The organism is Gilliamella sp. B3482, assembly GCF_026536805.1.
Classification (GTDB): domain Bacteria; phylum Pseudomonadota; class Gammaproteobacteria; order Enterobacterales; family Orbaceae; genus Gilliamella; species Gilliamella apicola_E.
Genome location: NZ_JAFNNL010000007.1, coordinates 76,091 through 90,763 on the forward strand (window position 1 = coordinate 76,091; position 14,673 = coordinate 90,763).

The 14,673-nt window shown below is 34.1% G+C and carries 13 protein-coding genes; 8 read left to right on the plus strand and 5 right to left on the minus strand.

Features of this window, described 5'->3' with window-relative positions; genetic code table 11:
- Nucleotides 1–4 precede the first annotated feature (4 nt).
- The 4 genes from sapD to rne form a co-directional block, all read right to left on the minus strand.
- Nucleotides 5–994 (minus strand): putrescine export ABC transporter ATP-binding protein SapD, encoded by a 990-nt coding sequence (gene sapD / locus J3U18_RS10775; protein WP_220225517.1) that lies wholly within the window; start codon nt 992–994, stop codon nt 5–7.
- Between the two features lie 2 nt (nt 995–996).
- On the minus strand, nt 997–1,857 hold the full coding sequence (locus J3U18_RS10780) for an ABC transporter permease subunit (RefSeq protein WP_065735240.1): 861 nt from the start codon (nt 1,855–1,857) through the stop codon (nt 997–999).
- Entirely contained in the window at nt 1,850–2,779 is a 930-nt protein-coding gene (locus J3U18_RS10785; protein WP_267354033.1) for an ABC transporter permease subunit, read from the minus strand. The genes J3U18_RS10780 and J3U18_RS10785 overlap by 8 nt, the downstream gene beginning before the upstream one ends.
- A 62-nt stretch (nt 2,780–2,841) precedes the next feature.
- Nucleotides 2,842–5,478 carry a ribonuclease E gene (rne, locus tag J3U18_RS10790; protein ID WP_267354035.1) on the minus strand — a complete coding sequence of 879 codons (2,637 nt, stop codon included), beginning with the start codon at nt 5,476–5,478 and terminating at the stop codon, nt 2,842–2,844.
- 700 nt (nt 5,479–6,178) lie between these two features.
- Here rne and syd point away from each other — a divergent pair.
- The 7 genes from syd to J3U18_RS10825 all read left to right on the plus strand — a co-directional run bounded on the left by syd (nt 6,179) and on the right by J3U18_RS10825 (nt 12,495).
- Nucleotides 6,179–6,730, plus strand: a complete 552-nt coding sequence (syd, locus tag J3U18_RS10795) for a SecY-interacting protein (protein ID WP_267354037.1) — start codon at nt 6,179–6,181, stop codon at nt 6,728–6,730.
- Nucleotides 6,731–6,858: 128 nt separating this feature from the next.
- Complete coding sequence (locus J3U18_RS10800; RefSeq protein WP_267354039.1) at nt 6,859–8,034, plus strand: aromatic amino acid transaminase; 1,176 nt, start codon at nt 6,859–6,861, stop codon at nt 8,032–8,034.
- 374 nt (nt 8,035–8,408) lie between these two features.
- Nucleotides 8,409–9,770 carry an adenylosuccinate lyase gene (gene purB / locus J3U18_RS10805; RefSeq protein ID WP_065561775.1) on the plus strand — a complete coding sequence of 454 codons (1,362 nt, stop codon included), beginning with the start codon at nt 8,409–8,411 and terminating at the stop codon, nt 9,768–9,770.
- Complete coding sequence (locus J3U18_RS10810) at nt 9,767–10,288, plus strand: GNAT family N-acetyltransferase (protein WP_267354042.1); 522 nt, start codon at nt 9,767–9,769, stop codon at nt 10,286–10,288. The genes purB and J3U18_RS10810 overlap by 4 nt, the downstream gene beginning before the upstream one ends.
- Nucleotides 10,288–11,064, plus strand: coding sequence for an amino acid ABC transporter substrate-binding protein (locus J3U18_RS10815; RefSeq protein WP_267354044.1), 777 nt, complete (start codon nt 10,288–10,290; stop codon nt 11,062–11,064). The genes J3U18_RS10810 and J3U18_RS10815 overlap by 1 nt, the downstream gene beginning before the upstream one ends.
- Nucleotides 11,061–11,732, plus strand: coding sequence for an amino acid ABC transporter permease (locus tag J3U18_RS10820; protein ID WP_065735246.1), 672 nt, complete (start codon nt 11,061–11,063; stop codon nt 11,730–11,732). The genes J3U18_RS10815 and J3U18_RS10820 overlap by 4 nt, the downstream gene beginning before the upstream one ends.
- A 10-nt stretch (nt 11,733–11,742) precedes the next feature.
- The gene (locus J3U18_RS10825; protein WP_065735247.1) at nt 11,743–12,495 is read left to right on the plus strand and encodes an amino acid ABC transporter ATP-binding protein; all 753 of its coding nucleotides are present in this window, start codon (nt 11,743–11,745) and stop codon (nt 12,493–12,495) included.
- Between the two features lie 39 nt (nt 12,496–12,534).
- Here the strand turns inward: J3U18_RS10825 and J3U18_RS10830 are convergent, their stop codons facing one another.
- Entirely contained in the window at nt 12,535–13,893 is a 1,359-nt protein-coding gene (locus J3U18_RS10830) for an MmgE/PrpD family protein (RefSeq protein WP_267354046.1), read from the minus strand.
- 188 nt (nt 13,894–14,081) lie between these two features.
- On the opposite strand from J3U18_RS10830, the gene folK reads away from it, so the two are divergent.
- Nucleotides 14,082–14,567 (plus strand): 2-amino-4-hydroxy-6-hydroxymethyldihydropteridine diphosphokinase, encoded by a 486-nt coding sequence (gene folK, locus J3U18_RS10835; RefSeq protein ID WP_065561770.1) that lies wholly within the window; start codon nt 14,082–14,084, stop codon nt 14,565–14,567.
- Nucleotides 14,568–14,673 lie beyond the last annotated feature (106 nt).

Consider the following 14,673-nt stretch of genomic DNA (forward strand, 5'->3'; position numbering starts at 1 on the left):
ATATTTACTCATCAGTATTTAATGGAAAATGGCAAGCCACAGAATGATCCTTTATCAGAGTAAGTTCAGGTGCTTGGATACATTTTTTTTGAGCATAAGGACAACGTGGCCCTAATCGACAACCAATAGGTAAATGCTCCAATGATGGGATAACCCCTGGTAACGTGTTCAATGGACTTTTATGTGGCATGGCTTTACCAAAATCAGGTATGGCATAAATTAATGCCTGAGTATAAGGATGATAAGGCGATTTTATTAAATCTTCACTATCCGCAACCTCAACGGTTTGTCCACAATAAAGGACATTGATACGATCTGTCCAGCGAGTAACCATTTGTAAATCATGACTAATAAGTAAAATAGTCGTCCCCATATTCTGATTCATACTCGCTAATAACCTGAAGATTTGCGCTTCAGTTGTTGCTTCCATAGCATTAGTTGGTTCATCTGCAATAAGTAATTTAGGTTGGTTTGCTAATGCAATTGCAATCATCACTTTTTGACATTCACCTTCCGTTAATTCAAAAGGATATGATTTAAGGATTTCTTTATGATCTTTAATTCCAACACGATGTAATAATTCAACAGCTCGATGTTTACGCCAAAATAGACGCTGCCACCAATGTCCTTTAAAGGTTCTTCGTGGGATAGCCTCGATTAACTGTTGCCCTATTTTCATTGAGGGATCCAAGCAGGACTGCGGTTCTTGGAAAATCATCGAAATATGGTCACTGATGACTTTTCGACGTTGTTTTGGTGTCAATTTAAGTAAATCGATATCATTAAAATGAAAACGATCAGCAGATATTTTCCAATTATGATTTGTCACACCTAATATAGCTTTAGCAATAAGGCTTTTACCAGAACCAGACTCGCCAACTAGACCTCGAATTTCGCCTTCAGACAGCTTCAAATTCACGCGATCAATTGCGCGTAAAAGGCCATCAGCAGTAATAAACTCAATAGTTAAATTACGAATGTCTAATAATGCCATAATTAATGTCCTACTCGCTGGCCAAATAATCCAAAATTGAATAAATAAACCAAAGTAATTGTAGTAGACACAGCAATACCCGGAGCTAAAAAAGCAAGCAAATTAACATCCATCATATCTTTCATCTTAAACATCATCATGCCTAAATCTGGCCGAGAAAAATCATTAGCAAAACCCAAAAAGGTAATTGTTGTTATCGCTAAAATAACTGAACCAAATAATGAAACAATTTCAGCCAAATAAACGGGTAAAATATTAGGGATAATATAATGATTTAAGATAGAAAATGAGGATAATCCATCGAGTCGATACGCAGTAATATAGGTTTTATTCCATTCCTTAATAACACGTTGATGGATATTATAAATGAAGCGCGGTGAATAGGATAAACCAATCACAATTAAAATATTGGTAATATCATCTTCCAATAACAAGCTAATAACAATTACACCAAGTAATGGCGGAACGACCATAAAAAATCTAAAAATAAATAAAATAAAAGGCCTAATAAATGAAACAAAAAACATTAAATAGTTAATCACTCCACCGATTATGATGACATAAAAAACCGCTTTTAAAGTCATTGAAATGGTTGACCGATAACCAATTAATAAGTAATCAAAAATATCTTGCCCTTGATCAGTTGTTCCTAATATGTGATTAATATCTCCATTAGGCCACCAAGCAGGAGGCAATGAAGTTGCATAGATAGGGTTCAAGTGAGCATGGAAAAGCCATTTGGTTGATAATGCAATAAAAGCAATTGCTAAAACCCCATAAAAACTTATGATCAGGTATAAATTGCTATGAAGTCTTTGGAAACATGAATTTATTCGCTTACCTAACAAAATTATCCTAGACATAATGTTCCTTATGACGTAATGGATAAATAGCGATAGCTGTTATCTCACCTAATAAAGTCAATAAACTAATTACTGTTCCACACGCAAGAATTGCTATCGCAATAATAAAATAATTATGGTTACGATAAGCCATCATCACCCATTGGCCTAAACCAACTCGATTGAATAAAATTTCAATAACCATAGTTAAAAATAATAAAGTCGTGGTGTTATATGTCAATTGTGGAATTGTTGCCGGAATTGAATTTGGTAATAAATGTCGACGTAACACTTTAAACGGTGAACGTTCCCGGATAATTGCCATTTTAATATAATTTTGTCTTGAAGTATTTTTGACATTTTCACTAACTAGTTGAATGGTCATAATACTTGGTTGAATAGCTAAAATAATTGTTGGCAAAAATAAATAGTGAAGCTGATCTAACAATGCAGTGAATTTATCTGGCCTTGATGAAATTAAAATATCTAGCAAAGAACTACCGGTTACTGATGGTGCGATATCAAAGTTCATTGAAATCGGCATTGTCGAGGAAAGATAAAACATTACAATTGTTGCGAGCATAACAATCGGGCAAGAATAAAAGATTAAACAGCCTAAACGAATGGTAGTATTCAACCAATTTATATTACTTAAACCTAGAAAAATACCCAAAGGTAATCCAATAAGTAAAGCTACAAGCAATGCTAAAATACAAAGTTCAAACGTTGTTAATAAGGTATCTAAAAACGGTAAAGTTTCACCTGATGCTAATCTAAATTGACCTTCTAGTAATTGTTTAAAAAAAGCATTATAGGCATCAACAAAAGTTAAATCACTAAAAATAGATTGAGGATCAAAATAGACCAGACAAAAGCTGATCTGAGCAAGTACGCAGATAATAAATGAAAACGTCACTATTTTTTTTAAAATATAGATAATCATTGTTTATCTTTATTATGAGTAAAAACAACAGTGATATCCATCACTGTTGTTTTAGTTATCTGCTATTCAGGTATGACCGGTTTACTTGCTGCGGCATAAGCATGATCTTGAGCACTTAATCCACCAGCATTACCTTTACCGTCATAACGATAATCCAACTCTTCTCGTGTTTTTATTCCACTATCAGATTCCACATAGTCCGGAGCTGGAGCCTTAGTCATTATTGATGATGAATAACCCGCTGCAGAATCAGCTGTAGATTCTGTTGTTACCTGAGTTGTAGGTGATTTTTCAATATTGGCTTGAGTTGTGATATTTGATTGAGATCCACTAGCAACTACGTTTTTTGTGATGTCTACATCATCTTTAATTACGATTGGTAATAAAAGTGAAGGGATCACTGGAACAGGACCACACGATTCATCATGACTAACTTGACTATAATCAACCGATACACGACCTAATGCAAGCTCTAATGACGCAGCAGCAAATTGCAATGGCATTGCAGACTGTTTTAGTTCGCTATTTTTACCGCGTCGTTTAGTCCGTGGTGTATTCATACGCAAATGACGAGATGCTCTTCGTTGACGCTTCGGTTGTGAATCGCTAGTTGCAGCATTATCGCCTGTTTCAGGAACAATAACCGGCAATAATAAAGTAGGAATACACACTTTTTCAGCTTGAGCAGGTACATCACTATTTTTAACACGAACACTCTTCGTTAATGCACGCTGTTGACGTCTTGGTTTCGCTTCTTTTTGTTTAGGTGGTTGTGCAACCTCATTATCGACTTTATCAGCTTTAATATTATTCGCGGCATTAGATGAATTATTATTTTGTTTTGTACGACGATTAGAACGTGTAGTCTCTTTAACTTCATCAGTTGCAACATTATTATTTGCAGCTGAATTGTTACGATTATTACGCTGACGTCGATTGTTTGAGCGTTGATTATCTCGTTTTTTATTTGATTGAGGCTTAACTTCCGGTTTAGGTTCTACCTTTTCGGAAACAAATAACTGACGGATTTTCTTAAATAAACCACCAAATAAGCCACTAGATTTTTCAACTTTTTTCGGTTCACTTTTCGCTTTAGATGCTTTACTCGCTTCTACTTTAGGACCAGATAATACAGCTTGCTCTACCACTAGTTCAGCGACTTGATCTTCTTCTTCCTCTTCAAGCTCACGGATTAGTTTAGGTAAATTGTAGCTTAATACATCTGTCTCTTCACCAGTACGTTTACGAATCACTTTATAAAGTGGTGTTTCCATTTCTTCATCGCCAGCAATGACGATTTTAACATCCGGATGCATTCTTTCGATATTATTAATCGCACGACGCTTTTCGTTAAGCAAATAACTAGCAATTGGTACTGGCACAATCACATCAATTTGAACAGTATTATCTTTCATCGCCTCTTCTTGAATTAAGCGAAGAATTGAAAGCGATAATGAATTATTATCACGAACTGTACCAGTTCCTTGACAACGAGGGCATATATGATGAGTTGCTTCACGTAGAGATGGGCTTAAACGTTGACGAGACATTTCAAGCAAACCAAAACGGGAAATACGGGTGGTTTGAATTCTTGCTCGATCTGTTTTCATCGCTTCTTTTAAGCGATTTTCCACTTCGCGTTGATTACGAATTGGCGTCATATCAATAAAGTCGATAACAATCAAGCCACCTAAATCACGTAATCGTAATTGGCGAGCAATCTCTTCTGCCGCTTCAAGATTAGTATTAAATGCAGTCTCTTCAATATCGCTACCACGAATAGATTTAGCAGAGTTAATATCGATCGCAGTTAATGCTTCTGTTGCATCAATAACAATCGAACCACCAGATGGTAAGCGAACTTCCCGTTGGAATGCCGATTCAATCTGACCTTCGATCTGGAAATGATTAAATAATGGTACATCACCTTCATAAAGTTTAAGACGACTAACATATTCAACTCGGCCTAAATCAGCTAATCGTTTTTTGGCAATTTCCAGTACTTTTGGATTATCAATAAGAATATCACCCACATCATCACGTAAATAATCACGAAATGCTCGAGTAATAATATCACTTTCTTTATGAATTAAGCTTGGTGCTGGATGATTTTTTGACTCATTTTGAATCGCTGTCCAATAATTAACTAACGCATTTAAATCCTGTTGTAACTCTTCTTGGCTTTTACCAACACCCGCTGTTCTAGCTATTACACCCATGCCCTTTGGTTTTTCTAGTGCATCGATAACTCTTTTTAGATCTGCACGCTCTTCTCCCTCAATACGGCGCGAAACCCCACCTGCTCTTGGGTCATTTGGCATTAATACTAAATAGCTACCGGCTAAACTGATATAAGTCGTTAAAGCAGCACCTTTTTTACCACGAATCTCTTTTTCAATTTGGATAAGGACTTCTTGGCCTTCTTGCAGATGTTTAATACTACGCCGACCAGAAATATTTGAAGGGAAATAGCTTTCTGCGATCTCTTTTAATGGTAAAAAACCATCTCGCTCACCACCATATGAAACAAAAGCGGCTTCTAAACTAGGGTTGATTTTAGTGATTTTGCCTTTATATATATTGGCTTTTTTTTGTTCGTGACCAAGGCTTTCGATATCTAAATCATACAAGCGTTGGCCATCAACAAGGGCAACTCGCAGCTCTTCTTGCTGGGTTGCATTGATTAGCATTCTTTTCATTATTCTACACTCTTCATTAATCTAAATTAACTGTAGGTAGAATCTTATTATTAATAAATGCTTATTTTAACAATGATAAACAATAGTACTTAACTTAATATTTTGTATACAGTATTTCATTATTTTATTTATGTTATTTTTGTTATTATTTTATGTGAAATCCGTATATACAACATCAATACATTTTTAGAGGTAATATTACATTCAAAACACTTATATACTTTTTGAACACCACTAAACATACAATTATTGATATTATTTCAATGATGAGTTTGCAAATTTCTACAATTTAACAAACCACTAAATCTTTATATGATTGTTTAAAATAAACATATTAATTAATTATAATAATTCTACTTACGCTATTTTATTTTGACAAACTGTAATGTCTAACGCCATTGCTGCATTACAAGGATAAATTATCCTTGTCTATTATTCACGTTTCAGCAGAGGATAGCAAGTAAATTAAAGTGATTATTTTATAAACAATTAAGTATTAATTTTAAACGCTCAATAAAATAGGCTAAAAGTATAATAAAATGCAGCATTAGTCGCTAGTTTTCTAAATTTGATTTTGTCTAAATTTTCTACATCATTACTGATAGTTTTATGACCTATTTTAGTAATTTACAAACCTAACATTAACACAGGTGCATATCCCAATTTTATCCGTATAATATAATTTAGATTTGCTTACAAAATGAACGAATATTTATCTATGGAATTACCTGAAAAAATTGCCTTAATTGATTTTACCCATCGTTGGATTGCTCAATTTGATGGTGCACCCAAAAGTGAAGAGTTACATTCATTACCTTCTCCTTGTATTACAAAAACCGAAAATCTTATTGTTTATTGGCAGCCTTATTTACTTATTCCACCAAGAAATTTAACCATCGTTGAACAAGTAATTAATATAAAAATACATCAAAGCACTCATATTTATTATGGCACACAATATGCGGCTAATATGGCTGCAAAGTTTGCCGATATTGATGTAATTTTACTTCAACCATGGAGTGATGACGACTTCTCTAATTTAGAGCAGAATTTAATTGCGCATTTATCACAGCAAAAAAAATTAAAACGCCATCCGACTCTTTTTATTGGCTCAACTAATAAGGACACTGAAATTATTGCAATAAATAATTTAACTGCTGAAATTGTTAAAGAAAATTTAATAACAGGACAATTAATCACATTGGCACCTGATTTAAAATCATTTCTTGAAAAACTTAAAATTGAAAGTTAACAATTTGTATTTGAAAACACCAATAGTGGTAAAATTATTGCTTCGAAGCCTGATTGTTAACGAAATTGTAACTTGCCAAACAATGTGTATATAATGCATTGAAGCTCAAAAAAAGAAATAGGTATATTATGTTTGAATATTTATTAGCAGCGCCTGCAGATCCCATTTTAGGTTTAGCGGATCTTTATAACAAGGACGAACGCACTAACAAAATCAATTTAAGTGTTGGTGTTTATAAAGACGAGACGACCAAAACACCTATTTTAGAAAGTGTAAAAAAAGCTGAGCATCTGATTTTAAATGATGAAATCACAAAAAGTTATTTACCAATTGATGGTCTTAACTCATTTAATGATGCTACCCAAATTCTACTATTTGGTACTGAAAATCAACGAGCTAGAACAGCTCAAGCACCTGGAGGCACTGGTGCATTACGAATTATGGCTGATTTTTTATCTCGACGTACCAAAGTAAAACGAGTATGGATAAGTAATCCATCTTGGCCTAATCATCGTAGCGTATTTCAAACCGCAGGCTTAGAAGTTCGTGAATATCGTTACTACAATCCATTAACGCGAGACCTAGATTTTGATGGTTTAATGACTGATTTAAGTCAAGTTGTCGCTGGTGATGCGGTACTATTTCATGGCTGCTGCCACAACCCAACTGGTATCGATCCAACGCCTGAACAATGGCAAGCTATTTCGGAATTAGCGTTAAAAAACGGTTGGTTACCACTATTCGACTTAGCTTATCAAGGATTTGGACAAGGAATAGAAGAAGATGTATATGGACTTAGACTATTTGCCAATAACCAACCAGAACTCCTAATTGCTAGTTCTTACTCAAAAAACTTTGGACTTTATAATGAACGTGTTGGGGCATTTACTTTAATTGCTGCTGATAGCGAAATTGCCGATCGAGCATTTAGTCAAGTAAAAACTATTATTAGAGCCAATTACTCTAATCCACCAGCACATGGCGCAAAAATTGTCTCTTATATTTTAAATAATGATGAGCTAAAAGAAGAGTGGATTGACGAATTAACCAGTATGCGACAACGCATTCATCGTATGCGACAGTTATTTGTAAAAACACTACAAGATAAAAGTGCTAACCAAGACTTCAGCTTTATTGCTAAACAAAATGGTATGTTCTCATTTAGTGGTTTAAGTGAAGAACAGGTAATAAAATTGCGTGATGAGTATGGTATCTATATGGTTAATTCAGGTCGCATCAATGTTGCGGGAATGACTATCGATAATATGTCTAGACTTTGTGAATCAATTGTCGAAGTATTATAAACCTCAAGTTTAATAAAATATTTCTAGTAATAGTCGAATACATTAGCAATTAATTTAAATTTTAATCACCAATGTATTCGATATATTAACAATAAGAATTTTTTTATAAGCTCTATCTAAATTATGTTTTGTCCTGAATTGATATCCCCATCAACCATTTGAATATTATTAAATAATTTATATTATCAATCTAAAAAAGCCTCTCCTCAAAATTTTTTGCTAAATAACACTCTTTTTAAACTCGATAAAGAGTCGTGTCATTCATTCCATTATTCCTTTTAGTTATATATTTAGGAAAACTAGCTATTAGACGTTAAATCAATAATTAATAATAATTGCTATCAATTTATTTAATTTTCATTGAGGACGGTTTTGTGGCATCACATATTTTAGATTTTTTAATTTTAGGCAATAATTTTGGCACTAGCGAAATGCGCCAAATATGGTCTGAACAAAATCGCTTAGAAAAGCAAGTAAAAGTAGAAGTAGCTTTAGCAAAAGCTCAAGGTGAATTAGGTGTAATTCCTGCTGACGTTGCTGATGCAATTATTGCCAAAGCTGATGCATCAAAATTATCACTTGAACAACTTGCTCAAGAAGCAGCCAAAGCGAAACATTCACTGATGTCAACAATCAACGCATTACAAAAACAAGTAGGTGATGCTGGTCAATACATTCATTATGGAGCAACCACCCAAGATATTGTCGATACCGCAACTGTTCTCCAGATACAACAGTCATTTGATATAATTGAACGGGATACCAAATTAATTGCGCATCAATTAAAACGGTTGGCTAAACAATATCAATATTTACCCATGGTAGGTCGCACCCATGGTATGCAAGCATTACCGACAACATTTGGTTTTAAATTAGCGGTTTGGTTAGACGAGTTTGTTCGTCATTTACAACGTTTATCTGAAATAAAACAAAGAGTTTTAGTCGGTAATATTAGCGGAGCTATTTGCACTTATGCATCAATGGGTGAATTAGGTCCACAAGTGGAAAATCGTGCATTAACTTCACTTGGACTAAATACACCCAATATTGGTTGGCAATCTGCACGAGATCGTTTTTCTGAATACGCATCAGTTATTGCTCTTATTAGCGGTTCGCTTGGCAAAATTGGTAACGAATTTTACAACCTTATGCGAACGGAAATTAATGAAGTGGAAGAGCCATTTTCTGATGGTAAAATTGGTTCGACTACCATGCCTCATAAGCGTAATCCAGCCGCCTTAGAAGGTTTAGCGAGTCTTACCGCGCCTTTATTAAAAAGTGTGGCACTTATTCATGAATCAATGAAAGTTGAACATGAACGTGATGCCATGAGCTGGCGGGCAGAATGGATTGCCCTGCCAGAAATTAATCTTTATATTTCAGCACAACTTCAAACCGCTTTAGCTGTTTTAAAAGGATTAAAAGTCAATGCTGATCAAATGTTAGCTAATTTAAAAAAACAAAATGGCTTACTGTTATCAGAAAAAATAATGTTCGAAATTGGCAAGCGATTAGGAAAACAAACTGCTCACCATTTAATTTATGAAAATGCTATGCAAGCATTTGAACAAAACCGACCATTTAAATCCCTCCTATTGGATGATCCACGTTTAAGTGAACAATTTACCGAGTCTGAACTTGATAATTGGTTAAATCCAATTAATTATCTGGGTTCTGCACCACAAAAAGTCGACCAAGTAATCAAATATGCGGAACAAAGCGGAGTATTATTATGAATTTTCGCTTAATCAGCTGTTCCGATATTCCAGCATATCAACAATTATTGCACCGAGCATATCAAGCTACGTCACAGTTAGGCATTCATTTTGCAGCAGCTACTGTCGAACCTGAAGAAATAATTCATCATATTGATTCGAATGCAGTTTATATAATAGAAAAGGACAATAAATTAATATCAACCTTAAGCATACGTTTTCCATGGGGAAATAACCCAGGACCTTATGGATTACCACATTTAGGCTGGTTTGCAACAGATCCAATTTATAAAGGACAAGGCTATGGTAATGCTTTATGGGATTGGGTTGAAAAAGAAGTTTTAATTAACCAACTTAAGGTTCCCGCCGTAACTTTAGGTACAGCAGCCAATCATCCATGGCTAGCCAATATATATCGCAAAAGAGGATATCAACAAATAGGGCAAGTAAATTTAACCAGTGATCACACTACCCTTTATTTTAAAAAAATATTAAATCACAAAAACTATTCCGAATGGAAAAAGAGGAGTCATCAATAATGAAAAAAATAATAACATGGTTTTCTGCTATTTTATTAATTACCCTGAGTGGTTGTGATAATCAATCAAACAATCAGGCGGCGGAACAAAACATTATAAAAGTAGGCTCAACCGGTCAAAGTTACCCGAATGGTTATAAACAAGATGGAAAGTTAGTTGGATTTGATGTCGAAGTCACAGAAGCAATTGCCAATGAGTTAGGTTTTAAAGTTGAATGGGTAATTGCTGAATTTGGTGGATTAATGGGCCAATTTGACTCAGGTCGTTTAGATACGGTAGCAAATGCGGTGGCAGTTACACCAACTCGTCAAGCTAAATATGATTTTTCTCAGCCGTATAGTTTTTATGGTAGTCAAATTGTTACACACAAAGATAATAACAATATTAATCAGTTAACTGATTTTAATGGTAAAACTATTGCAGGGGTACTTGGTTCAAACCATATTAATAATCTTAAAAAAGCATTTCCTAATAACGAAATTACGATCAAAACCTATGAAACTCGAGATGGTGCAATGCATGATACAGAATTTCAAAGAGTCGATGGTTATGTCAATTCAAAACCAATTTTATTGGCAGAAATTAAACGAAAAAATCTACCATTCAAATTAGTGGGCGAACCAATTACTATTGAACAAGTTGCCTTCCCATTTAGTAAGGATGAAAAAGGTAAAGCTTTACGAGAAAAATTTAACCAAGCCATCGAAAAATTACGTGTTAATGGAACATTAAAAAAACTTTCAATTAAATATTTTGGTGAAGATATTACCTCATGAATTTTAATATAAACTATTTCTTTAGTGTATTCCCGCAGATATTACCTTATCTACCAGTTACACTTTTTATTGCCATTATATCATTTGTGTTTGCCACTATATTAGGGCTTGCTATTGCTTTGATTAGAAACAATAAAATTATTGTAATTGATTCTTTTTTGGCGCTGTTTATTTCTTTATTTCGTGGAATTCCATCTGTCGTTTTACTGTTTATTATTTACTATGGCCTACCACAAATATTTCCAATTATGAAACAGGTAGGCGCAACCACGGCGGCTATTATCTGTTTTAGTTTAAAATATTCAGCTTATTTAGCCGAGATATTTCGTGCTGGCTTAACTTCGGTTGATCTTGGACAAAAAGAAGCAGGATTAACCTCAGGATTAAGTACAATTCAGGTTTATCGAGGAATTATATTACCTCAAGCGATGATTAATGCTTTACCGAATGCGGGGAATATGTTTATTTCACTACTCAAAGACTCTTCTGTAGCATTTTTTGTCGGGGTACAAGAATTATTAGCAGCAGGAAAAATGTTAACTGCTAATTCTTTTCTCTATTTTGAAACTTACTTAGCCGTCGGTATTGTTTACTGGCTAACTGTTGTCGCCTATTCATGGTTACAAAAGCAGTTAGAACGTAAACTAACTAAACCATATCATCGTTAAGGAGAGCATGATGATTAGTGTATCTCATTTATCAAAACGATTTGGAAATAATGAAGTTTTAAAAGAAATAAATCTTAATATCAAAGAAGGTGAAGTCGTTGCCATTATTGGACCATCCGGATCGGGAAAATCAACCTTATTGCGTTGTCTTAATTTACTTGAAAAACCCAATACAGGAACGATTCGTATTGATAAAGTAATACTCAATAGTGAACATTACAACCATAAGCAAGAGACCAATTTACGCAAACAATCAGCAATGGTTTTTCAACACTACAATTTATTTAGAAATAAAACAGCTTTAGAAAACATTACTTATCCATTAATTGTTGCACAGAAAATGAAGAAAAGTGAGGCACAACAGTACGGAATATCATTGTTAGAGCGAGTTGGAATGTTAGCTTATGCTGATCAATATCCTGTAACATTATCGGGAGGGCAACAACAACGTGTTGCAATTGCTAGGGCATTAGCTGTAAGACCAAAAGTATTATTATTTGATGAACCAACTTCTGCGTTAGATCCCGAGAGAGTTCATGAAGTTTTACAAGTGATGCTGAAACTAGCCAAAGAAAAGATAACTATGCTAATCGTAACCCATGAAATGGAGTTTGCAAAGTATGTGGCCGACCGCATCATCTTTATGGCTAATGGTATTATTGTTGAGGAAGGGCCAGCAAAATCATTAATTGATAACCCACAACACGAGTTAACTCAACGCTTTTTACGGCAACTCAATGATGATATTGATTTTGAAATTTAAGCTTATATTTATAAAATAATTAACTGTTTATAGTAGATATCAAAGCATTTTCCAATGCGATATGAGTAATTGTTTAATATCCATACCATTGGCTAGAGCATAGATATCAGACAATAATTGTTGTGCTTTAATTTCATTTTGCAATGCTCCAAATAACTTAGTGGCCAATTCTTGTTGGCTATAAGGATTTTTAGGTGATCCTTTAGGAATATCCACTCGTTGGCTAATTTTTTGTCCATCATTTAATACTATTTCAATAACGACATAGCGCTTATTATATGCATCAGGATGAGGGGTTAATTGTATATCATAACTACGCTGCATTTTTTGGATTAATTGTAGGATATTGTCAGCTATTGGCTTTGAAGCAAATTGTTCAAAATCGATAGGTATACCAAGTAAAATCAATGCCAAAATATATTCTGCTGAAAAACGTCCTTGCTCAGCTAATAATGGCTTTTTATAGATCAGTGCTGCATCACTATTAATTGGTGCAAAGAAAAGAGTGATATAATCAATATTATCTACATTAAACTTAGGATGCTTATAAATTAACTTACCCGCATCAGCAATATATGAAGCGGCAGAACAATATGAATAAGTCTTAAACCATAACCCTGGTTCAACAATCTTCCATGGCTTAGCCCAGATAGTTAAATCTAAATTATCATTGCCTTGACCATATATTGATAAAAAACCGAGGTTATCATCAAGAAAATCCTTATCTGCTGAAATCCCAGCTCTTAACCATTCAACCGATTGTATAGCATGTTGTGCAGCCAATCCCGCATGCAAAAATTTTATTGGTGTCCCCATCATTAATCGCAGACCTGACGCTTGCGTCGCAGCTAAAGTTAATGCTTGAGCAAGAAATGGTTCATCATATAAATAACAAATAGCAGCTGTTGCGGCAATACCACCTAAAGTGATTGTTGTATGCCAACCTTTTTCATAATGTTCAGGATTGACACATCGTCCCAATAAGGCCATAACTTCAATACCTATTACATAGGCAGTTAAAAAACGACGACCATCTAAACGCGTTAATGAATCATCTAAGCGGATACTAGAAAATAAGGCTGATAAGATAACCGCTGATGGATGACCACGTACATCAATATGCACATCATCATAATCTAAACAATGAGCTTGAAAAGCATTAAATAATGCTGCTTGCCGGCTGGTTGCTAACTTTTTTTGACCAATTAGCCAAGCTCGATTGTTGCCACCTTCATCATTTATCCAGGCCAGTAATTGCTGAACATTAGTTTCATTAGATGCCTGTAAGCTACTCGCAAAATAATCAATAACACCATTAATTGCACATTCAAGGACTGATTGTTGCTCAATAATTGGCGTATTTTTTATTAACAAACTCAATTGTTGACCTAGATGCATTATAAACTCTCATACAAATCTCAATAAATATTGAGCAAATAGTGGATGCTACATATGTGCGTTTAAAAGATTATATCGCTATATCTTAATAACTAGAAATAATCATTATTTAGCAATCTAGCTTGATAACACTTTATATGTGCTAAAATATCTCTACGCTTAAACATCACGAAAAAATACATCCAATTATGTCAATATGTTATATTGCCTTAGGCAGTAATCTTAACGATCCATTAGCTCAAGCTAATCAAGCTATTGCAGCCCTAAAACAATTACCCAATACCGTAGTTACTGACATTTCACCATTTTATCGCAGTAAACCGCTCGGTCCACAAGATCAAAATGATTACCTAAATGCAGTTATAAAGTTAACCACCTCACTTAAACCTATAGCTTTATTAGATGAACTACAAGCAATAGAAAAATCACAAGGTCGGGTACGCAAAGATAATCGATGGGGAGCAAGGACATTAGACTTAGATATATTATTATACGATGACTTAATAATAGACAACGATAGACTAACAATTCCTCATTATCATATGAAAAATAGAGAATTTGTACTCTATCCTTTATTTGATATTTCACCAGAACTCATCTTACCTGATAACGATAAGCTGTTTGATTTAATTAAAAAATGTCCTTTGAATAATTTAAAAAAATGGGATGAATAATTAATCTTATTAATAACATATAGTTGTAATATTCTGCACTTTTAGCACAAAAAAAATAGTAAAAAAAATTTGCCAAAGGCTAATTTATTGCTATAGTTTAGCGCTT

Coding starts and splice junctions, on each gene's coding strand:
- sapD (WP_220225517.1), bottom strand. CDS start 994: ATGGCATTATTAGACATTCGTAATTTAACTATTGAGTTTATTACTGCT.
- J3U18_RS10780 (WP_065735240.1), bottom strand. CDS start 1,857: ATGTCTAGGATAATTTTGTTAGGTAAGCGAATAAATTCATGTTTCCAA.
- J3U18_RS10785 (WP_267354033.1), bottom strand. CDS start 2,779: ATGATTATCTATATTTTAAAAAAAATAGTGACGTTTTCATTTATTATC.
- rne (WP_267354035.1), bottom strand. CDS start 5,478: ATGAAAAGAATGCTAATCAATGCAACCCAGCAAGAAGAGCTGCGAGTT.
- syd (WP_267354037.1), top strand. CDS start 6,179: ATGAACGAATATTTATCTATGGAATTACCTGAAAAAATTGCCTTAATT.
- J3U18_RS10800 (WP_267354039.1), top strand. CDS start 6,859: ATGTTTGAATATTTATTAGCAGCGCCTGCAGATCCCATTTTAGGTTTA.
- J3U18_RS10810 (WP_267354042.1), top strand. CDS start 9,767: ATGAATTTTCGCTTAATCAGCTGTTCCGATATTCCAGCATATCAACAA.
- J3U18_RS10815 (WP_267354044.1), top strand. CDS start 10,288: ATGAAAAAAATAATAACATGGTTTTCTGCTATTTTATTAATTACCCTG.
- J3U18_RS10820 (WP_065735246.1), top strand. CDS start 11,061: ATGAATTTTAATATAAACTATTTCTTTAGTGTATTCCCGCAGATATTA.
- J3U18_RS10825 (WP_065735247.1), top strand. CDS start 11,743: ATGATTAGTGTATCTCATTTATCAAAACGATTTGGAAATAATGAAGTT.
- J3U18_RS10830 (WP_267354046.1), bottom strand. CDS start 13,893: ATGCATCTAGGTCAACAATTGAGTTTGTTAATAAAAAATACGCCAATT.
- folK (WP_065561770.1), top strand. CDS start 14,082: ATGTCAATATGTTATATTGCCTTAGGCAGTAATCTTAACGATCCATTA.